The sequence below is a fragment of the Ulvibacter antarcticus genome, from assembly GCF_003688405.1.
Classification (GTDB): Bacteria; Bacteroidota; Bacteroidia; order Flavobacteriales; family Flavobacteriaceae; genus Ulvibacter; species Ulvibacter antarcticus.
The window spans coordinates 326,243-347,780 of the sequence record NZ_REFC01000012.1 but is presented as its reverse complement, the minus strand read 5'-3'; the positions used below and the strand labels follow the sequence as shown (position 1 = coordinate 347,780).

The 21,538-nt window shown below is 36.8% G+C and carries 20 protein-coding genes; 13 read left to right on the top strand and 7 right to left on the bottom strand.

The window, feature by feature from the left end:
- The first annotated feature begins 138 nt into the window (after positions 1 to 138).
- The 5 genes from BXY75_RS06345 (at position 139) to BXY75_RS06325 (ending at position 5,793) form a co-directional block, all read left to right on the top strand.
- A complete protein-coding gene (locus tag BXY75_RS06345) occupies positions 139 to 2,325 on the top strand; it encodes a M14 family zinc carboxypeptidase (RefSeq protein ID WP_170152858.1) in 2,187 nt (728 codons plus the stop codon).
- Positions 2,326 to 2,458: 133 nt separating this feature from the next.
- Positions 2,459 to 3,124, top strand: a complete 666-nt coding sequence (locus BXY75_RS06340; RefSeq protein WP_121906874.1) for a hypothetical protein — start codon at positions 2,459 to 2,461, stop codon at positions 3,122 to 3,124.
- Between the two features lie 141 nt (positions 3,125 to 3,265).
- A complete protein-coding gene (locus BXY75_RS06335; RefSeq protein WP_147437239.1) occupies positions 3,266 to 3,712 on the top strand; it encodes a hypothetical protein in 447 nt (148 codons plus the stop codon).
- The gene (locus tag BXY75_RS06330; RefSeq protein WP_121906872.1) at positions 3,712 to 3,912 is read left to right on the top strand and encodes a helix-turn-helix transcriptional regulator; all 201 of its coding nucleotides are present in this window, start codon (positions 3,712 to 3,714) and stop codon (positions 3,910 to 3,912) included. The genes BXY75_RS06335 and BXY75_RS06330 overlap by 1 nt, the downstream gene beginning before the upstream one ends.
- A 108-nt stretch (positions 3,913 to 4,020) precedes the next feature.
- Positions 4,021 to 5,793: an ABC transporter ATP-binding protein gene (locus BXY75_RS06325; RefSeq protein ID WP_121906871.1), complete on the top strand. Its 1,773-nt coding sequence runs from the start codon at positions 4,021 to 4,023 to the stop codon at positions 5,791 to 5,793.
- A gap of 3 nt (positions 5,794 to 5,796) precedes the next feature.
- Here BXY75_RS06325 and BXY75_RS06320 read toward each other — a convergent pair whose 3' ends face one another.
- The gene (locus BXY75_RS06320) at positions 5,797 to 6,402 is read right to left on the bottom strand and encodes a pseudouridine synthase (protein WP_121906870.1); all 606 of its coding nucleotides are present in this window, start codon (positions 6,400 to 6,402) and stop codon (positions 5,797 to 5,799) included.
- Between the two features lie 131 nt (positions 6,403 to 6,533).
- Between BXY75_RS06320 and BXY75_RS06315 the strand changes: the two genes are divergently transcribed.
- Both BXY75_RS06315 and BXY75_RS06310 read left to right on the top strand, forming a co-directional pair.
- On the top strand, positions 6,534 to 6,983 hold the full coding sequence (locus BXY75_RS06315) for a cold-shock protein (protein WP_121906869.1): 450 nt from the start codon (positions 6,534 to 6,536) through the stop codon (positions 6,981 to 6,983).
- 9 nt (positions 6,984 to 6,992) lie between these two features.
- Entirely contained in the window at positions 6,993 to 8,111 is a 1,119-nt protein-coding gene (locus BXY75_RS06310) for a DEAD/DEAH box helicase (protein WP_121906868.1), read from the top strand.
- 58 nt (positions 8,112 to 8,169) lie between these two features.
- Here BXY75_RS06310 and BXY75_RS06305 read toward each other — a convergent pair whose 3' ends face one another.
- Positions 8,170 to 9,399 (bottom strand): dipeptidase, encoded by a 1,230-nt coding sequence (locus BXY75_RS06305; protein ID WP_245962932.1) that lies wholly within the window; start codon positions 9,397 to 9,399, stop codon positions 8,170 to 8,172.
- A 425-nt stretch (positions 9,400 to 9,824) separates the two neighbouring features.
- Here BXY75_RS06305 and BXY75_RS06300 point away from each other — a divergent pair, with 425 nt between their 5' ends.
- The gene (locus BXY75_RS06300) at positions 9,825 to 10,034 is read left to right on the top strand and encodes a hypothetical protein (RefSeq protein WP_121906866.1); all 210 of its coding nucleotides are present in this window, start codon (positions 9,825 to 9,827) and stop codon (positions 10,032 to 10,034) included.
- 62 nt (positions 10,035 to 10,096) lie between these two features.
- On the opposite strand, the gene BXY75_RS17125 is transcribed toward BXY75_RS06300, so the two are convergent.
- The 4 genes from BXY75_RS17125 to BXY75_RS06285 form a co-directional block, all read right to left on the bottom strand.
- Positions 10,097 to 10,234, bottom strand: a complete 138-nt coding sequence (locus BXY75_RS17125) for a hypothetical protein (protein WP_170152857.1) — start codon at positions 10,232 to 10,234, stop codon at positions 10,097 to 10,099.
- Positions 10,235 to 10,875: 641 nt separating this feature from the next.
- On the bottom strand, positions 10,876 to 11,532 hold the full coding sequence (locus BXY75_RS06295) for a hypothetical protein (RefSeq protein WP_121906865.1): 657 nt from the start codon (positions 11,530 to 11,532) through the stop codon (positions 10,876 to 10,878).
- 15 nt (positions 11,533 to 11,547) lie between these two features.
- The gene (locus BXY75_RS06290) at positions 11,548 to 12,174 is read right to left on the bottom strand and encodes a hypothetical protein (RefSeq protein WP_121906864.1); all 627 of its coding nucleotides are present in this window, start codon (positions 12,172 to 12,174) and stop codon (positions 11,548 to 11,550) included.
- A gap of 12 nt (positions 12,175 to 12,186) precedes the next feature.
- A complete protein-coding gene (locus tag BXY75_RS06285; RefSeq protein WP_121906863.1) occupies positions 12,187 to 12,822 on the bottom strand; it encodes a hypothetical protein in 636 nt (211 codons plus the stop codon).
- Positions 12,823 to 13,179: 357 nt separating this feature from the next.
- Here BXY75_RS06285 and BXY75_RS06280 point away from each other — a divergent pair, with 357 nt between their 5' ends.
- Together BXY75_RS06280 and BXY75_RS06275 are read left to right on the top strand one after the other, a co-directional pair.
- Positions 13,180 to 14,739, top strand: a complete 1,560-nt coding sequence (locus BXY75_RS06280; protein ID WP_121906862.1) for a DEAD/DEAH box helicase — start codon at positions 13,180 to 13,182, stop codon at positions 14,737 to 14,739.
- Between the two features lie 23 nt (positions 14,740 to 14,762).
- Positions 14,763 to 16,031 carry an MFS transporter gene (locus BXY75_RS06275; protein ID WP_121906861.1) on the top strand — a complete coding sequence of 423 codons (1,269 nt, stop codon included), beginning with the start codon at positions 14,763 to 14,765 and terminating at the stop codon, positions 16,029 to 16,031.
- Positions 16,032 to 16,142: 111 nt separating this feature from the next.
- Here the strand turns inward: BXY75_RS06275 and rlmF are convergent, their stop codons facing one another.
- Entirely contained in the window at positions 16,143 to 17,027 is an 885-nt protein-coding gene (gene rlmF, locus BXY75_RS06270) for a 23S rRNA (adenine(1618)-N(6))-methyltransferase RlmF (RefSeq protein WP_121906860.1), read from the bottom strand.
- A gap of 129 nt (positions 17,028 to 17,156) precedes the next feature.
- On the opposite strand from rlmF, the gene BXY75_RS06265 reads away from it, so the two are divergent.
- The 3 genes from BXY75_RS06265 to BXY75_RS06255 all read left to right on the top strand — a co-directional run bounded on the left by BXY75_RS06265 (position 17,157) and on the right by BXY75_RS06255 (position 21,502).
- Positions 17,157 to 18,509 carry a DEAD/DEAH box helicase gene (locus BXY75_RS06265; RefSeq protein ID WP_121906859.1) on the top strand — a complete coding sequence of 451 codons (1,353 nt, stop codon included), beginning with the start codon at positions 17,157 to 17,159 and terminating at the stop codon, positions 18,507 to 18,509.
- A 35-nt stretch (positions 18,510 to 18,544) separates the two neighbouring features.
- On the top strand, positions 18,545 to 19,858 hold the full coding sequence (locus BXY75_RS06260; RefSeq protein WP_121906858.1) for a DEAD/DEAH box helicase: 1,314 nt from the start codon (positions 18,545 to 18,547) through the stop codon (positions 19,856 to 19,858).
- Between the two features lie 87 nt (positions 19,859 to 19,945).
- Positions 19,946 to 21,502 (top strand): SDR family NAD(P)-dependent oxidoreductase, encoded by a 1,557-nt coding sequence (locus tag BXY75_RS06255; RefSeq protein WP_121906857.1) that lies wholly within the window; start codon positions 19,946 to 19,948, stop codon positions 21,500 to 21,502.
- Positions 21,503 to 21,538: the final 36 nt, after the last annotated feature.

The following is a 21,538-nucleotide window of genomic DNA, read 5'->3' as shown; positions in this document are numbered from 1 at the left end:
AATAAAGTTGAAATTATGAAACCAAATACGCTACTTAGAATAACATTTGTTATTTCCCTTTTATTTTATTCAATTTTCGGTCATTCACAACAATTGATCTATAGTAAGGTGAAGGTACAATTAGAAAATTCCCTCCAAATGGAACAATTGATTTCATTGGGCTTAGATATTGACCATTATGAAGGTGATACACAAAATGGAATTTCGTTCTATGTTAATCCATCCGAATTAGAAATGCTGACAACTTCCGATTTTACTTTTGAAATTACTATCCCGGACTTCAATGCTTATTATAAGCAACAGCAACTTCTTGATTTGGAAAAGAGCAGCAATGTTACAAAATCGGAATTTACGGCCAATGGATTTGATTTTGGATCAATGGGAGGATATTATACCTATGATGAGATAGGGGCTAAGTTGGATGAGATGAGACAGGATTTTCCAAACCTAATAACTGCAAAAACGAGTATTGGTCTTAGTTACGAAGGGCGTGAAATTTGGATGGTAAAAATTTCTGATAATCCCGACAGTAACGAAGGAGAATTAGCGGCTTACTTTGACAGTTTACATCATGCCCGAGAGCCTTTGTCTATGGCGACCAATATAAATTATATGTTTTGGCTTTTGGAGAATTATGCAACCAACCCTCAGGTGCAATATCTTATTGATAATCGCGAACTATATTTTGTGCCTGTGGTGAATCCAGATGGATATGTTTATAATGAACAGACCAATCCCGATGGTGGAGGGCTTTGGCGTAAAAACCGGAACGTAAACAGTGGAGGGTGTATGGGAGTAGATCTCAATAGAAACTACGGATTTGAATTTGCTCAGAACGGCTCCTGTGCTAGTAACAATGAATGCTCAGCTGCTTATCATGGAACCGGTCCATTTTCAGAACCTGAAACTATAGCGGTTCGCGATTTAATTGCGTTGATTCAACCCAAGACATCATTTTCGATCCATTGTTATGGTGGAAAATTTATAATGCCTTATGGAAACGTTACTCCACCGGATTTTGAAATATATGCTGAATGGGCTTCCTCTTTTTTAAGTGAGAATAATTACCCTTATGGAAGTGCATTAGAAATGGTTGGGTATAATGCTTGTGGTACTGCCATTGACTATTATTACTCAGAAGGAGTTTACAGTTGGACACCTGAACTTGGATTAAGTGGATTTTGGCCTCCACAAAGTCAGATTTTCGATTTAGTAGACGAAAATGTATACCCTATGTTTTATCAGTCCTGGATTGCCGGTGCCTATCTAGACGTACAATCTCATAACCAAATTGGTGTTGCCTTGCCTGGATCTAGTTTTGAGCTGGTCGTAGAAGTTAAAAATGTTGGAGTAGGAGCTGCTTCATTAAATTCTGAAGTAGTTGTGCAATCTTCAGTTTCCGGTGTTTCTGTTTCTCCTGTGGTTGCCTATGGTGATATTGCTGCAAGGACCAGACAGGATAATAATTCTGCCCCATTTGTAATTACCGTAGATCCTACTTTTTCAGACACTTCTTTTAATTTAATTATTAGTACACTTCAGGAAGGAGTGGAAAATGAAACTTCAGAAATTATTATAAATATTGGGGAGAAAGATGTTTTATTTTTCGATGATAGTGAAAGCGGCAATCTTTATTGGACGGCTTCCGGTGTTGGTGTTGATTGGGGGGCCATAGATGATGATTCGTATAGCGGTATAGGCTGTCTTGGTGATTCAAATGACGGAACTTACGCCACTTTTACGCAGAATTATTTTGAACTTAACGAAATATTCGATTTGACTTCTACCTCATTTCCTGGAATATCATTTATGGCGAAATATTCTTTAGGAGATGGAGACTTACTGCGCTTTCAGATTTCTACAGACAGTGGGACTTCATGGCAAAATATGACGACATTTACCCTTAGCGAGCGTTGGAAACAGCAATTCGTGGATCTTTCAGATTATACAAGTGAAAATAATGTTAGATTTCGTTTCTATTTAAACAATGTTAATAACTCCTCTTCCGATGGTTTTTATTTTGATGATTTTGAAGTGGCGGATTACGACTCAAATCTTTTAGACTCGATTAATTCTGAAAACCTTTCCGAAGTAATAATAACACCAAATCCGTTTTATGATAGTTTTGTTATTGAAGGATTGATTTCAGAAAATAGTACAGTTGAAATGTACGATATAAACGGACGTAAATTAAGGGCTGAATTCATTTATAATGAAAACACAATTAGCTTTAATCAACTGGAAACATTAGCCCCGGGCGTTTATTTTTTGAAGATCCAAAACAATAAGGGTAGCCATATTGTAAAGAAAATGCTCAAAAATTAAAATGATTGTTCTTGGTTATGTTTCTTCGGAAGGAATTTCAGAAAGAAATAATAAACGCCAATTCCTTATAATTATATGTTAATGATGCGTTTGGTGCAATTGTTGTATACTAAGTTTGAACAAAATAATTTAAATGAACAAGCAGCTTTTCACCACATATTTTCTTGTTGTCCTTTGTATGCATGCCGGTTTTGCCCAAATTGATAATCCCAGCAATAATTCAACGCGTTTTGAACAAACTGAAAATGATGTTGTAGCTCCAAATGGCTTTGAGCTACCCGCATCAAAAATGCCGAGCTTAACGACGCCAGATAATAAATACAATCCTAATAATCTTCCCAAGCTAGGAAAAGAAGAAGAGAAAGATTTTAGTATGGATGGAGATGATGGGCTAATAAAGGACAATAAAAGCAACAAAGCGCCTAAATACTTTACTAAAGATACAGAGGCAAAAGAAGAATACGGGAAAGATCAATATTTAGGAGATCTTATTACGGGCGCTAGTTATGTAAATGTCGTATATCGCGACCATGAATATGTAGACGGCGATCGCATTCGTGTTTTTGTGAATGATGATGTAGTACAAAGTGATATTTCCTTAGATAGCACCTTTAGAGGTTTCGATCTTAATCTACAGAAAGGCGCAAATAAGATTGATTTTATGGCGCTCAATCAAGGAGAGTCGGGACCTAATACTGCCGAGCTACATGTCTATGATGATAACGGTATTCTTGTCTCTGCTTATAAATGGAATTTACTTACCGGAAACAAAGCAACTGTTGTAATTATTAAGGATTAGAGAGTTAAAGCCGCAAAATTTTAAATGTAAAATGTAAATTGGAAGGGGATAACACTTCTTACATTAGTTAAAATTAAAATGTAAAGCTAGTTTTACAAAAAAATAACTATATTTGTCATTATGATAAATAAACTTGTTATTATGAAACAAACAAAAGACTGTAATCGGGATGAACTAAAGATTAATAGACTACTACGCTTTCGATTGCCAAATGTCTATAAAAAGATTGGCTGGGTATTGTTCTTTATAACTTTCGCAACTATATTATCAACAAAGTTTTTTGAAGGAGATCTTGAAGTATTAAAAATAGTACTTCGTAAAATAATGTTAGTTACTTTATTAATTGTTGTGTTATCCAAAGAGAAAATTGAGGATGAAATGATTACTAATTTCCGAGCGAAATCGTTTTCTGTAGCATTTATAGTAGGAGTGTTTTATGTGTTATTACAGCCTGTAGTAAATTTTATAGTGGCTTTGATATTAAGCGAGGATAAACCCATTTTCGAAAACCTGGGCGACTTTCAAATTCTATGGTTTATGTTGATCGTTTATCTAACGGTTTTCTGGGTATTAAAAAGGAATGCATAATGAAGAACACACTTAAAGTCGAACGTGCTATTTTGAATCTTACACAGGAAGAGTTAGCTCAAAAGATCGGCGTTTCCCGACAGACCATAAATTCGATTGAGACCAATCGCTTTGTGCCTTCTACCTTATTGTCCTTAAAACTTTCAAAAGTCTTTGGCAAGCAGGTAAATGAATTTTTTACTTTGGAACTAGAGGATTAGTTTTTTCTGAAAACCTTAACGATTAAAGGCCATTATTTTCAAACAGAAAGTAATGGCTTTCTTGTATCTTTGCAACTATTTTAAAAGCTTCAAAATAGCATCAAATTCATGCAGCACTACGCCCAAAAAAATACTTCAGAAGAAAAAAAGAAACCGAATGTCACCTTAGGCAAGGCTTTTAAAACCATTATCTGGCCACGCCGAAACCTAGTCCTTATCGGACTTATACTTATTGTGATCAGTCGTTTGTCGAGTTTAGTACTGCCTTGGAAAAGTAAGGCTTTACTGGATGATGTGATTCCAAACCGGGATTTTGATCAATTGTATAGTTTGCTTACGATCGTAGGAATAGCGATACTTTTACAAGCCGTTACTTCATTTTTGTTAACCCGTATTTTAAGTGTACAAGCACAGTATTTAATATCTGAATTACGTGCCCAAGTACAGAAAAAAGTGCTTTCGCTTCCTATCAGCTTCTTCGATAATACCAAATCGGGCGCTTTGGTTTCCCGGATTATGAATGACGTAGAAGGGATTCGAAACCTTATTGGAACCGGATTAGTACAATTAGTAGGAGGGACGATTACCGCAGTAATTTCATTGGTTTTATTGCTGAAAATTAGTTGGACTATGACTTTATTCGTTCTTGTACCTGTTTCTATCTTCGGAATTGTGGCTCTTAAGGCTTTTAAATATATCCGTCCTATCTTCAGAAAACGTGGGGTTATCAATGCCGAAGTCACCGGAAGGCTTACTGAAACTCTCGCCGGTGTGAGGGTGATTAAGGGATTTAATGCTGAAGCACAGGAGAACGCTGCCTTCGAAAAAGGCGTGGATCGATTGTTTCAGAATGTAAAAAAGAGTTTAACGGCTACTGCCATAATGACGAGTACTTCTACCTTTTTATTAGGATTGGCATCAACTGGTATCATGGGAATCGGAGGTTACTACATCATGCAAGGTACATTGACAACAGGAGATTTTATATCGTTTACATTATTATTAGGATTTATGATCGCGCCCATCGTGCAAATGAGCAATATTGGGAGTCAGTTAACCGAGGCACTGGCCGGACTGGATCGTACCGAAGAACTCATGAACATGGAGCCCGAAGCTGATGAAGAAAATAGAACAATTGTTTTAGAAGAATTTAAGGGAAATATAAAGTTCGACGATGTTTCTTTCTCCTACGAAAAAGGGAAGGAAGTACTGCATAACATTACTTTTGAAGCGCCCGCAGGCTCGGTGACCGCTTTGGTAGGAAGTTCAGGTTCCGGGAAATCTACGATTGCAGGTTTATCGGCTAGTTTTTTAAATCCGAAGTCAGGGAAGATCACGATCGATGGTCACGATATTTCTAAGGTGGATCTTAATAGCTTCAGAAAACATCTCGGGGTTGTTTTGCAGGATGAATTCTTATTTGAAGGTACAATCAGGGAGAATATTATGTTCCCGCGACCGAATGCTTCCGAAGAAAGATTACAAATAGCAGTAAAGGCAGGTTATGTAAATGAATTCACCGATAGATTCGACGACGGTCTTGAAACGCTTATAGGCGAAAGAGGAGTGAAGCTTTCTGGAGGTCAACGGCAACGTATTGCTATAGCGAGAGCGGTATTGGCAGATCCTAAAATTGTAATTTTAGATGAAGCAACTTCAAATCTCGATACTGAAAGTGAGGCGTTAATTCAAAAAAGTTTGGCGGAGTTAGTGAAAGACAGAACAACGATTGTGATTGCACACCGTTTGAGTACAATTCGAAGGGCAGATCAGATTTTAGTGATAGAGTCCGGTAAAATTGCGGAACGAGGAACGCATGACGAATTGATCGCTTTGCAAGGCAGGTATTACGAGTTATATACCTATCAGGCGAAAATTTAAGAACTATAGTTTGACCGAACTTTCAACAACGGCCTTGATGCTCTCAATTTCCCGTACTTGACCAACATCCAGCCCATTAAGTTTTAAGTTTCCAACACGCACTCTAACCAATCGAAGTGTTGCGAAACCTACGGCAGCGGTCATTTTGCGCACTTGCCGAAATTTACCTTCGTTAATTGTAATTGAGATCCAGGAAGTAGGACCATGTCTGTCATCCCTTATTTTTCGGCCTCTTTCGGGAAGGTTAGGAGAGTCGATTTTATGAACCTTTGTCGACCTTGTTATATATTTCTCGCCTTCAATACCTATTTCCACTTCATTTTGTAATTGTTCAATAGCTTCGGAAGTAATGCTGCCATCGACTTGTGCGTAGTACTCTTTTTCAACTTTCCGACTATTAATGAGTGTGCTTATTTTTCCTTCCGTAGTAAGCAATAAAAGTCCTTCACTCTTTTCATCCAAACGTCCAATTGCCATAGTGCCTTCAGGAAAGTCGTAAAGCTCACCCAGAAACTTCTTAGATCGCGCCTTAGAGTCGTTGGTGATAAACTGACTTATATAGCCATAAGGCTTAAAGAGCATAAAAAGGCGATAGTTTTCGACAGACATTTATTGGATTTACAGGTTTTCAGAATTAATTACTACAAAACTACATAATTAAGCTTCTCATAAACGCTATTTTGTGCATTGCATCTTAATTATATGTACCTTTACCAAAATTTAAAAAAACAAAACAGTAAATGGCAGGATCACAAGAGACCTACGGTAAAAAAGAACGCGAAAAGAAAAAACTTAAGAAGCAGGAAGAAAAAAGAAAGAAAGCAGCCGAGCGTAAATTAAACTCAAAAGGCGGCGGACTAGAAAATATGCTTGTTTATGTAGACGAATATGGACGTTTTACCGATACACCACCAGACCCATCTCAGAAGGTAAAAGTGGATGCTGAAGATATTGTGATTGGAATTCCTAAAAAAGAGGATGAAGAGCCCGTAGATCCAATACACAAAGGAAAAGTTGATTTTTTCGACAGTTCTAAAGGCTTCGGATTTATAATCGACGAGTTAGATTCAGAACGTTATTTTGTACACGTTAGTGGAACTACTGAAGATATTGCCGAAGGTGATAAAGTAAGCTTTGAACTTGAAAGAGGAATGAAAGGCTTAAACGCAGTCCGCGTAAAGAAAATCTAGTAAAAATACATGTCAACATTTCTCGAATTGGGAGTCCGAAAGGATTTCATAAAATCGCTGAACGAACTCGGAATTAAAACACCGACAGAAATTCAGGAGATTGCTATTCCTATATTATTAAGTTCTAATACCGATTTGATTGGTCTGGCACAAACCGGAACCGGTAAAACAGCGGCTTTTGGATTACCTTTGTTGCATAAAATCGATCCGGAAAACCCGAATATTCAGGCTCTTATTTTAGCGCCTACTAGAGAATTGGTACAGCAAATTCAGAAGCAACTTTTTAAATTCACAAAGTATTGCGATTATAAGATCTTTTCTGAAGGAGTTTATGGTGGTGAGAAAATTGACAAGCAGATAAATAACCTGAAACGTACCACACACATTGTGGTGGCAACTCCGGGAAGATTGTTGGATCTAATTGAACGAAAAGATATCAATATTAAGAATATTTCTACTTTGATATTGGACGAGGCCGACGAGATGTTAAGTATGGGATTTAAGGATGATCTCAATCGGATTTTAAAGTATACCAGCGGAACACGAAATACCTGGCTATTTTCGGCTACTATGCCGGAAGAGATTAAGAAGATTGTTAAGACATATATGACGGTTGATGCGCCTAGAATCGAGGGAAATAAGGACGCCTTGGTAAATGCAAACATCACACACCAATATATCACCACAACCATTAAAGATAAAACTGAAATCATTTCGCGCTTACTTCAAAGTCAGGGACTGCAAAGAGGTATCATATTTTGCAGAACCAAGGCTGGCACTCAGAATCTTACTACTGCCTTAAAAGACAACGGTCATTCGGTGGAAGCTTTGGAAGGCGATATGCAACAGAAAGAGCGTGATAAGGTGATGCGGGCTTTTAAGAATAAGAGTTTACAATTTTTAATCTCCACTGATGTATCGGCGCGAGGAATTGATGTAAATAATTTAGCTTTTGTAATTCATCATCAGTTGCCTGACCAAATCGATTACTACACACACAGAAGTGGTAGAACGGCCAGAGCCGGTAAATCCGGAGTTTCCTTGGCTCTGATTATACCAGGTGAAGAAAAGAATATTCGCGAGTTGCGTCAAACATTGGGTATTCAATTTAAAGAGGTGTTTCTTTAAAAAGGATTTCAATCACAGAGATAAACAGTATGGATAAAAGCTAAGTTTCACCTTTCTGTTAGCTTTCAGATTCAATTTCATTAGCCACAGCCTGTACTTCATCCAGAACTCTCAATAAATTACCACTCCAAAGTTTTTCTATATCCGCTTCAGAATAACCTCTTTTTACTAGTTCGAGCGTAACATTAAATGTTTCCGAAGCATCGCTCCAACCTTCAATTCCACCACCTCCGTCAAAATCGGAGCTAATGCCAACATGGTCAATTCCAATTTTTTCAACTAAATAATCGATATGATCAACAAAGTCGGAAACATCTACAGCAGGAGGGAGGCCGGTCATTGTAGCTAATTTCCTTTTCTGTATTGGCCTCATTTTCCCTAAGAATTCAAAATATTTTGCGATCTCTTTCGGAGGTAAGGCCATAATTTCCTTTCGCGCCAACCATTTTATTCCCATAGAGTCTGCAATTTCTTTTCCAATTTCATTTTCGACCTTAGCACGAGTCTCGTATTTCTCTGTGTTTAAATAAGAAGTGAAGGCTACAGTTTGTACAACACCTCCGTTTTCCTTCATCCATTGTAATTGCTCATCGTCCAGATTTCTACTGTTATCACATAATGCTCTGGCGGAAGAATGAGATGCAATAATTGGTGCTTTACTTAATTCGATCATTTGTCGCATGGATTCTTTTGAAGGATGAGAAACATCGATCATCATTCCAACACGGTTCATTTCGGTAACTACTTGTTTACCTAATTCGCTGAGCCCATTGTGTAGCCAAACTCCAACTTCTTCGCCGGTATTACTATCGCACAACTGACTATGGCCGTTATGAGAAAGTGACATATATCGTCCGCCAAGATCGTAGAATTTCTGAACATTCGAAATATCCAATCCTACAGGATAACCGTTTTCAATACCTATCATTGCTACTTTCTTTCCGGATTTTATAATTGTTCTAAGCTCTTCGGAAGTGGTAGCTAATGCAATTTGATCGGGCGCGATATCTTCGGTGAGTTTGTGAATAGCTTCAAATTTCGACATTGCATTTTCGTACGCTTTTGCATAACCATCTGCATTTAGCTCTCCTTGTCCGGTATAAACTATGAACCAGGCAACATCGAGACCTCCTTTCTTCATTTTTGGTAGAGTCACTTGATTTTCAAGATCCTGTGTGTAATTTATAGAGTCTGTAAAATTCTTTACGTTAATATCGCAATGTGTATCCAATGTGATTACTCTATCGTGGATTTCTTTAGCTTTTGAAATAATATCTGCTTCAGTCATAGCGGTATTTTCGGTTTTCTGTTTGCAAGAAATTGTGACCAATGAAACAATTAAAAGCATGATTAGGGTTCGATAACTTTTCAGAAAAGAACGAGAGAAATAAAAACATTTTAAAACTGTGTTGATTTTCATTGTGGCTAGTTGTTGAGATTATGCTACCAAATATACTCTAATTATACCAATCCAAGTATTCCACTAACAGTAGACAGCTTGGTGGAATGTACATTGAAGTATCAAGTTGAAGCACCTATGTAATTTTGTGGATCACAGCTTTTTCCTGTCTATAAACAGGCTTTTTCCTGTGTAAAATCGGGGCGTAAGTCGTTTGTATTCAGGGTGTTTGTTGTTGGTAGAATTAGATTTGGAGCATATTTTTGACAATAGAAAACCACAGTAGTGGAAATGTAACTTTAAATTTTACTGTCATGAAAAATTATAACGAACAAAACTTAGAAGAAAAAGACATCTTATTTCAGTTTGAAGATGACTTTGCAGCCGAATCGAATATTTATTTTGAAATTGCTTCGGAAGACTTTCAAAACGAAAACAGCTTCCTACTTGAAGAATCTGAAAATGATAAATCATTACATATGTTCTTTTGGGAAGAAAATGATGAATTTGGAATTTACGATTAAGACAAAAAAAAACTGAATTTTAAAAATTTAAAATTCAGTTTGTCTGATTGTTAGTTAGTTCTTTAAAGAAGGGAACGTCTAAACCTGGGGAATAATGGATCTTTCAGGTTGTTTAGGACGTCTTCTTCAAAATAGGCTAGTAGATCCTGTTTTTGCCATCCAAATTTTCTCTTTTTCTGAAAGTTACTTAACGTTCTCATGGTGGTTGGGTTTAAAGTTATTAGGTCTTAAGGCTATCTGTAGCGTCTTTTTTGGTTCCATTCGTAAGCTTTACTTGTACTTACTCTTTCGATAATTAAATTATTTTTTAATGCGCTCATGATTGTTGTTTTTTGATTGATGAATGAATTGTGATTGATAAATTTTTTCTGAAAGACTATCTATAACGTCTTTTTAAGTTCCATACATAAGCTTTACTTGTGCTTATTCTTTCTGTAATTTGATTGCTGTCTAGAGTTCTCATTGTTTTTGTTTTTTGATTGAGGAATTTTTTCTGAAAGACTATCTATAACGTCTTTTTAGGTTCCATGCGTAAGCTTTACTTGTGCTTATTCTTTCTGTAATTTGATTGCTGTCTAAAGTTCTCATGATTGTTGTTTTTTGATTGTTATACTTAATAGACGAGCGATAGATATAAATGTTACAGTACTATGTAATGCAAAGTACTATTTTAACAATTATTTAACAAACCACTTTGTAATTAAGTTTGAAAGAAAAGTGGATGGAGTAGGGTGCACGAGTATTTTCCACCAAAGTAGAAGTCAAAAAAAACGAAGAGGAAACCACACTAAATAGCACCTCTTCGTTTAAACTAACTAACAATTAAAACTAAAATGAAATTTTAGAATCCCGTTGGGAGCGGCGCAATTCCTGTTTCTGAATTACCCATATCTATACTCATGGCGGTTCTTTCCTTTGTGATAAATCCGTTTCTATAAATAATAAGATTCAAATACATATCTATTGGAGTTCCCGCAAAAACACCGGCAATTCTTGTTCTAAACTCTGAATTATTTACAAAAGCTCTTAGAAACCAAGTGTTTGTTACCGGATTTGCATAGGCATACACTTGAAAACCTTCTACATTATTAGTACTAATATTACTGTAAGCCATAATATCGGTATCATCTGTAACTGCTTCTAAATAATAGAAACCTTGTACCGAGACAATGTATTTGTCTGTAGAAATCTTAGTGTCATAATCATGTAGACCATTCTTTGATAGCCCTCTAAATACAAACTCAGCGTAATTTATCGGACCATATTTACTCACATCAATATCATACCTAACAATATTGTCGGTTGGGGAAACAATAAGTAATTTAGAATTTCTAATTGTGGTGCTTTCACCAGGAGCTTCTAGATAAACACTGCCATCTGTTTTCATGTCACCATTTATATCCAAAGTACTTGCTGGATTCGATTTGTTAATACCAACTTGTCCAAAACAGAAACTGGTTATTAATAATAGTGATATATTGAGCATTGATACTTTCATAGTGTAGGTATTATATTATTCTAAAACTGGGACAGAGGATGCATTTCCTGAATTCGATCCCCCTAGGTCTGTTGTGATTGGGGCTAAATGTTTGTAGTAAGATTTATCGTAAATAATAAGTGTGGCGTGATATGTTACCGATTTTCCTACAGCCAAATCTAAAGTTCTGTTTTTTATTTCAAGATGCCATGTACCTCCACTTTCGAAGGTTCGCACCACAAAATTTCCTATAGATTTTGTTACCGGATCTGGTCCTTTTAATATTGCATCTCCTACATATCTAAAATTCGCTATCCCAACAATATATTTTGAAGAATCATATTGAAGATCCAAATCGGTTAAATTATCAAGAGAGATATTGGTAAATTCATAATTAATCACATTTACAGGTGCTACAGAAAGTGCATCCACATCAAGAACTTTAACTTCACCAGCTGGAGTTGAGTTTGTATTCAAAGCTATGAGTTTGAAATTTTCATCGGTAGGAGAGACAGTACCAAGACTCTTTAAGTAAAATGAATCTTGTACAAGTAAATCTCCACCAACATGTAAATCTGCCGACGGTTTAGTTGTTCCAATCCCAACCTGGGCTATAATTTTAGAACACACTAATAATAAGGTTACGATTATTAATTTTTTCATAGAAGGTAGTATTTAATCGATGATTGGAGATAATGCACTTCCGGTCGATGCGTTTAACATGGGGATATTAAGGCTTCCTAGTTGCTTGGAAAGATCTTTAGAAAAAATCAAGGTAGTGATGGTCCAGGTCCCGATTGCAGATGTATCCTTATTGGCAACCATAGGATAATCCGCGATAATATGCCATTTGTTTCCTTGAATAAAAGTTGCAGTATACGGCAGACTGGAATTGTCTACAGCATTTGAGGAGGTAGAAATTTTCAGTTCAAGGTCGTATGAAGCAGAAAGTACTATTAATACATAATCCTTAGAATCAATTCCAGTGTTAAAATCACGTACCCAATCTAATTCTGGATTTGTAATCACATATTCTTGGATATATCCTAAAGCGGCCCCCGTTGGATTACTTACATCCAGCGATTTTATGTAATTTGAATTATTTTGAATGAGAAAGGTAGAAGTGTCAGCATCAACTAACGGATTTAGAGTCCCAATTTCTAAACTTTCTGAAACTCTTAAATCTCCACCAACTTCTAAAGTTGTTCTTGGAGTTGTAGTATTAATTCCAACTTGAGCAAATGAATGTGTAAATGACCACAATAAGATGGACAGAAAGGAGAATAATTTGTAGGAATAATGAATCTTCATATATGACTAATTTGGGCTCTACAAAGATAATTCTATTTCTGTAACCAACTGTTAAATAAATATTTAGATAATGCTTTTAAACGACTATAGTTTACGCTATGTCGAATAATGTTAATATTCTTTATTTTTTTGTAGGAATTGAAAGCTATTTACTGTGCGAAATACATTACAAATTCTTTTAGATTTTGGCCTCATATTTTCATGAAAAGGGCTTACAATTTCAAAGTATATTTTTGCGTTTTGGAGATGTGGATAAGAACATTTACGTATCCATTTCCGAAGAGAAAAAGATTTTTTTGATTTATATTCTTTAAAAACCCTTTATAGAAACTATCTTTGCACGTCTAAAAAAATTCAATGTCTCAGAAAGATTCAATTTCAGTCCTGGAGGAAACTACTAGTGGTAAAGCTCTTTATAGTTATCAAAAAGGTGCAATCGATAAAATTTTTAAAAGTTTTGAAGATGCCCCGGAAGATTATCACTTGCTTTATCAATTGCCTACAGGAGGAGGAAAAACGGTCATATTTTCTGAAATTGTCCGTCAGTATCTTAAACATCACAATAAAAAAGTTTTAGTGCTTACTCATAGGATTGAACTTTGTAAGCAAACATCAACGATGCTTACCGAGTTTAATGTGGTAAACAAGGTGATTAATAGTACGGCAAATCTCGATGACCAAGCTGACTACAGCTGTTTCGTCGCAATGGTCGAAACACTAAACAATCGATTACAGGACGATAAACTGGATATTTCTGATATAGGTTTAGTGATTATTGATGAAGCACATTATAACTCCTTTACAAAACTGTTTAAGTTTTTTGAGAAATCTTTTCTTCTGGGAGTTACTGCTACACCCCTTAGTTCGAATATCAAGCTTCCCATGAATGAGAACTACGATGATTTAATCGTAGGTGAAAGTATCGAATCCCTAATTGAAAATGAATTTCTATCAAGAGCAGAAGTGTTTTCCTATAATGTAGGCTTAACATCTCTTGAAGTGGGGGCTAATGGTGACTATACAGTGAAATCGTCAGATGATTTGTATATGGGGAATGATATGTTAACTCGTTTACTACAGGCCTATAGAGAGCGTTCCTTCGGAAAAAAGACATTGATCTTCAACAATGGTATCAATACTTCTTTATTTGTATATGACGCATTTAAACACGCAGGATATCCGATAATGCATTTGGATAATACTGCTACTAAAAAACAAAGAAAACACATCCTGAAATGGTTTAGAGATACGCCAGATGCTATTTTAACATCTGTAAGTATCTTAACAACTGGTTTCGATGAACCAACTGTCGATTCTATTATACTAAATAGAGCAACAAAATCCCTTACCTTATATTATCAGATGATTGGTCGTGGATCACGTATTCTGAAAAATAAAAACATTTTCAACGTCATTGATCTCGGAAACAATTTTCATCGTTTCGGACCTTGGGGCGCTGATCTCGATTGGCAAAGAATTTTTAAATATCCGTCGTCCTATCTAGACAGCTTAATGGATGATGATGAACTTGAAAGTCATTTTAGGTATGAAATGCCAGACGAACTAAGAGCCGAGTTTGGAAAATCGAAGGAAGTCTACTTTGATATTAAGAATGCATATACAGAATCGGTTCGAAATGGTGAGACTTCAAAAGTGATACTCGAGCGCTCTATCGACCAGCATGCTTATATCTGTACTGAAAACAGTGAGGATGTCTATGATGCACTGGGCTTGGCGAAAATGCTTGGCGACGACATCGATTTCCGTATTGAACGCTATTCGAAATGCATTAGTAAGAGTACTCATAACTTTATCTCCTGGTTAAAAGACGATTATAGACTTAAACTTCGAAATTATATACGTGAAAATTTCGATAGGATCTTTGAAGAAATTAATGGTCATCCACCTTTGGATTAACATGCGTTAAACCAATGTCATCTATGGCTCAAAAAGATCCTTACGCTTCGCTTCGATATAAAGAATTCAGAGTTTTCTTGTTGGTTCGCTTCGCAATGGTATTTGCATGGACTATGCAATTTGTAGTTATAGAATGGCAAGTGTATTCCCTTACAAAAGATCCATTGTCGCTCGGGATTATTGGACTTATGGAAGTTATTCCGGCAGTTGCCATGGCTTTATTTGCAGGCCATATCGTCGATCAAAAGGAAAAGCGAGGGCTTTTAGTTAAATGCATTCTAGGTTTTTCAATAATAAGTCTTGGACTTTTTTTAATCACCTGGCCCGTATTAGTCGAAGACCTTTCTCTACAAACAATTTTGTATTGTATTTATTTCCTTGTCTTTCTGGGGGGTATTGTTCGTTCCTTTATTGGACCAACCATATTTTCTTTACTTTCTTTATTGGTACCTAAAAGATTATACCCCAATGCGGCAACATGGAGTAGCTCAACCTGGCAAATGGGCGCAGTAATTGGACCCGCAATCGGTGGTTTTGCCATTCATTTTATAGGTGTCCATGGTTCTATGTTTTTAATCTTCGGCTGTTCTTTGATTGCTTTATTAGGTTTGTCACAGATTCCAAAAAAACCGATTTTAAATCCGAATATCGGAGAACCTGTATTTAAAAGCCTAAAAGAAGGAATTAAATTTGTCATGAATACCAAAATTATTCTCGGTGCATTAACACTGGATATGATTGCCGTACTCTTCGGAGGTGCTATGGCCTTATTACCCATATTTGCTCAGGACATTTTACATGTGGGGTCTCAGGGCTTCGGAATTCTTCGTGCAGCCCCGGCAGTTGGAGCCTTAATAATAATGTTTACATCTGCCTATTTCCCGCTAAATAAAAACGCCGGAATGAAATTGTTGATGGCAATCTTCGGATTTGGTGTTTGTATGATCGTTTTCGGACTCTCTTCGGTCTTTTGGATTTCGGTAATCGCTCTATTTTTAAGTGGAGTAACAGATGGGATCTCTATGATTATTCGTCAAACGATACTTCAACTTAGAACTCCGGACGCAATGCGTGGAAGAGTTGCTTCAGTGAATTCAATGTTTGTTGGCTCCTCAAATGAGTTAGGAGCCTTCGAAAGCGGTGTAACAGCAAAATTAATGGGAACGGTGGTTGCGGTGGTATTTGGAGGCACAATGACCTTGATAACCGTTGTAACTACTGGAATTGTATCGCCAACCTTCCGTAAATTAGATCTTCGGAAAGATATAGAAGCCCATGAAGATCTGGAATAGCGTCTTGTTCTTTTAAAGATGTAAGAAATTATATTTTCCTCCCATTTGAAGGGGAGGCTAGGAGGGGATGTTTTGGATTTTGACGCAAATTTCATTCAAGTTGTTAACACTTCAATTCTTTTCAAACGTCCATGCAACAAACCGACTCTGTTTATTTCCTTGTTCCATTTTAATAGTTTGATGCGTAGCCTTTAGTTTATCTATTTGTTTGTAGATCTTATTGAGATTTTCTTTTTTTGAAACCAAAGTGGTAAACCATCCAACTTGCGATTTAAATTGAACACTCTGTTTTACCATTCGCTTTATAAACAGTGCTTCCCCACCATTACACCACAGCTCATTGGCTTGTCCGCCAAAATTTAGGGTAATCTCTTTCTTTGTCTGAAATGGTTGATCCTTTTGATGTAGATTCCTTAGTTTTCGTAGTGTACCTTTTGTTGCTTCTTCTTCGGAAGTGTGGAAAGGTGGGTTGCAGATGGTGAAATCAAAATATTCGTTGGGAGCGATGATGCCTTCAAATATGTTAGCGTTATTATCTTGATATCGTATTTCGATCAACTCCGCTAATCCTTCCGAAGCACTTACATTTTTTTTAGCTGAAGCAATTGCGGAAGCATCACTATCTGCCCCAACCATCTTCCATTTAAATAATCTCGCGGCTAAAATGGGATAAATACAATTGGCACCAACACCAATATCAAGACCTCTTATTTTCTTGGTGACCCCGCTTTCAGAAAGTAAATCTGAAATATAAAATAGATAATCTGCTCTCCCGGGAATTGGCGGACATAAGTAATGGGGAGGAATGTTCCAATCAGAAATAGCGTAGTGATGCGATAACAATGCTTTGTTCAAATGAAGAACTGCATCGCTGTTTGAAAAATCAATTGTTTCGGTATCGTACTCATTAATGACTACAAATTCTGTTAGTTGGGGATGACTTTTACAAAGTGCATCGAAATTATATGCGTCGTTGTGAATGTTTTTTGGATGCAATTTGCCTAAGAATTAGAAATTATTAGTGGCAAAGGTAGCTAAAAGGGAAGCTTCCGCTATGGTTTCAACAATCCTTTATTTTCTTATCGCACCGTACTACAAAACCGTACCTTTGCCAAAAATTGGTTCATGAGTGCTTTTGAAGATTTAAAACTGAATAAATTCTTACACAATGCAATAGACGATCTTGGGTTTGAAACACCGACTCCAATTCAGTCTGAAGCATTTTCTGTGGTGATGTCTGGAAAGGATATGGTAGGGATCGCACAAACGGGTACAGGGAAAACACTCGCTTATATGCTTCCCATACTGCAGAGCATGAGATTTTCAAAAGAGCCTAACCTAAGAGTTTTGGTTCTTGTCCCTACTAGGGAGCTCGTTATTCAGGTGGTTGAAGAAATAGAAAAATTTGCAAAATATATGCCGCAACGAGTAGTTGGGGTATATGGAGGCACCAATATAAATACCCAGAAAAAAGCCTTGGACGAGGGGGCAGACATTATTGTTGCTACTCCCGGAAGATTTTATGACCTCTGTTTAAGCAGAGTAATTCAGTTGAAAACGGTAAGGAAATTAGTAATTGACGAGGTTGATGTGATGTTGGACCTGGGCTTTAGATTTCAGCTAACCAATATTTTCGAATTGCTTCCTGAAAGGCGTCAAAATATTATGTTTTCGGCTACTATGACCGAAGACGTTGATGTGCTTATTAACGATTTCTTTATCAATCCAAAAAAAGTTTCCGTAGCTATAAGTGGAACACCTCTTGAAAATATAACGCAGCATTCGTACGCAGTTCCTAATTTTTATACAAAAGTGAATCTACTTATAGATCTGCTGAAAGATAAAGAGGTATTTAGTAAAGTTTTGGTTTTTGTATCGAACAAACGCAGTGCCGACAGACTTTTCGAAGAATTGGAAGAGCCTTATGGCGAAGAATCCTGTTTAATTCATTCTAACAAAACTCAGAATTATCGTATTCGTTCTATCAATCAGTTCGATGAAGGGAAGAATAGAATCATGGTAGCTACCGATGTAATGGCACGTGGTCTGGATTTAGACAAAATAACACATGTAATTAATTTCGATACCCCGCGATATCCCGAAAATTACATGCATAGAATTGGAAGAACTGGACGTGCAGAGAAGGAGGGACGTTCGTTATTGTTTCATACTGAATTTGAAACACCTTTTAAAGATAGCATAGAAAAGTTGATGGATTACTCAATTCCAAAATTGGAAATACCTTCAAACATTGAGGTTTCAAAGAGACTTACCCCCGAAGAACAACCAGCAATAGTTGAAATCAATAATCCGCACAAAGCGGCTGTTATTGAAACCAAAGGTGCTAGCTTTCACGAGAAAAGTGAAAAGAATAGTAAAGAGAATCAAGGGGGATCTTATAGAGCGAAAATTGAGAAGAAATATAAAAAGCCAAAGACGAGGGGTGATAAAAATTATAACAAGCGCAACAAGCGTTAGTAAATCCCTACTCCCATTAACCGAAGTTTTACACCATGTCCAATAACCATAAAGATCAGAAAAGTATTCTCAAAAAATTAGGAATTGAAAAACTCAATCCGATGCAACAGGAAGCGGCTGCTGCAATTGATAGCGCTTCAAACATACTGCTGCTTTCTCCAACCGGTACCGGAAAAACACTGGCATTTTTACTTCCTATAATTGATTCATTGGATCAGGATTCTGAAAAAGTACAGGTTTTAATTTTAACACCTTCAAGAGAACTGGCACTTCAGATAGAAAGTGTATTGCGTGAAATGGGTACAGGGTTTAAGGCAAATGCTGTTTATGGAGGAAGGCCTTTTGGGAAGGATAAGATCGATCTGGCACATGCTCCTGCGATTTTAATTGGAACTCCGGGAAGAATTGCAGACCATTTCCGAAGAGAAACTATTGATACAGATTCTATAAAGACGCTGGTTTTAGATGAATTCGACAAATCCCTTGAAGTCGGTTTTGAGACTGAAATGCGAGAGATTGTAGCCGCGCTTCCGAAGCTGAAGAAAAAAATACTTACCTCTGCAACACAGGCCGTTAAAATACCTGCTTTTGTTGGATTAAAAGATCCTAAGAAGCTTAATTTCATTGCAGAAAAGGAATCGCAATTAAAGGTGCGAATAGTAGAGTCGCCAACCAGAGATAAGCTTGAAACCTTGGTTGAATTGTTATCGCATATAGGAAATGCTCCCGGAATCATTTTCTGTAACCTTAAAGATACCATCGAGTATGTGAGTGATTATCTTTATGAAAAAGGAATCAGTCACGGTTGTTTTTTTGGTGGAATGGAGCAAATAGATAGGGAAAGAGCGTTGATTATGTTTAGAAACGGAACAAATCAGGTCTTAATTGCTACGGATCTGGCAGCGAGAGGAATTGATGTTCCTGAAATGAAGTTTATTATCCATTATCAGCTACCCTTCAAAGAGCACGAATTTACGCATCGCAACGGTAGAACAGCCCGTATGAATGCTGAAGGGACTGCGTATTTGCTTTTAGGAAAGGACGAGAAGCTTCCCGATTATATAAATATTTCAGAAAAAGAAGTTTTGAAATCACAACCACTTCCGAAGCCATCAGAATGGGAAACCTTATACATTTCGGGAGGAAGAAAAGATAAAATTTCGAAAGGTGATATTGCAGGTTTATTTTTTAAGCAGGGAAAACTATTGAAAGATCAACTAGGGGTGATAGAATTAAAGCAAGATTGCAGTTATGTAGCAGTTCCAGTATCACTTGCAGATAATATCGTTAAAACACTCAATAACAGTAAATTAAAGAATAGAAAAGTACGTATTTCTATTCTGGAGTAAAGTAGAATTTAGTTATATCAGCCCTTTGAATAAATTTAATAATATGAAGTGGTTTTTGCTATATATTTGCACGATTATTACAAAACCATGAAGCAAACTAATTTGGAAGTGAAAGAGGAGTTGACTGAAAAAGAGATTGATAAATGTATTGTTGTGTTGAATCAGTTGGTAGGTGACACCAATCAGATTTTTGATATTCCAAAAGAAAAACGGACTGCCTTAATTAAAGCTGCCGGAATGTTTTCCCGTCCAAATAGAGAAGAGTTTGCAAAAAGAAAAAAAGATGCCAAAAAGAACGAACGGCGTAAAAAAGCTGCCCGAGATAAACACGCTCGTAAAGTAACTGGTATTCGTAGCGCACGCGAAGCGACTGTATTTGTGGCGCCCAAAATGATTGAGCTCTCGGGGAAATCTAAGGACCTTAAACTCGAATTAGAAACGCCCCGAAATTGCTATGTTTGTAAAACACCGTTCACTAAGTTGCATCACTTTTATGATACCATGTGTGGAGACTGTGGAGATTTTAATTATGCCAAACGGTTTCAAACATCGAGCCTTAAAGGTCAGGTAGCAGTAATTACCGGTTCTCGCTTAAAAATTGGATTTCATATTACTCTAATGTGTTTACGTGCAGGAGCAACGGTTGTAGCTACCACAAGGTTTCCGGTAGATTCTGCCCTTCGTTTTTCCAAGGAAGAAGATTTTACAGAATGGGGACATCGTCTTAAAATTCATGGCCTCGATCTGCGTCATATTCCTAGTGTAGAGATTTTTTGTAATTATATTGAACAGAAATACGATCGGTTGGATGTTCTAATCAATAATGCAGCACAAACCGTTAGAAGACCTGCCGGATTTTATCAGCATTTAATGGAAAAAGAAGAAATGTCCTTGGACTTACTTCCAAAATTTGCCAAAGATCTATTGCAAGATCATGAACAGTGTTTACAAGAGCTTAAGTCACTTGCTTTGGCTACTTCCAATAATCAGAATAACGTTTTACCTGTTACCTGGCACGGTCCCGAACCCGGTATTGGAATTCGTGCGTCTGCAAAATTATCCCAAATTCCTTATAGTTTCGATAATTCCTTAAGTGCTAAAGAAGTCTTTCCGGAAGGGGAGTTGGATGCCGATTTACAACAAGTTGACCTTCGGAAAACCAATAGCTGGCGCTTGCGTTTAGGTGAAATTGAAACCACCGAAATGATTGAAGTACAGTTGGTTAATTCAGTAGCTCCGTTTGTTTTGTGTAACCGCCTTTCCGACCTAATGAAAAAAGAAAACACAGGAATTAAGCACATCATTAATGTAACCGCAATGGAAGGAAAATTCCATAGTTTTCACAAAGAAGATCGCCACCCACATACCAACATGGCGAAAGCTGCTTTAAATATGTTGACACACACATCCTCGGCTACCTTAGCGAAAGACGGTATTTATATGAATGCTGTAGACACGGGATGGGTAACCGATGAAGATCCGATTGAATTGGCAAAAAGAAAAGCAGAATTACACGATTTTCAACCGCCTTTAGACATAGTTGATGGTGCAGCTAGGGTGATGGATCCATTGTTTGATGGTATTAATTCAGGAAAGCATTGGTGCGGTAAATTTTTGAAAGATTACCGACCTATTAGATGGTAGTGTATACTAATTAGGAATTTATAATCAATACCTAGT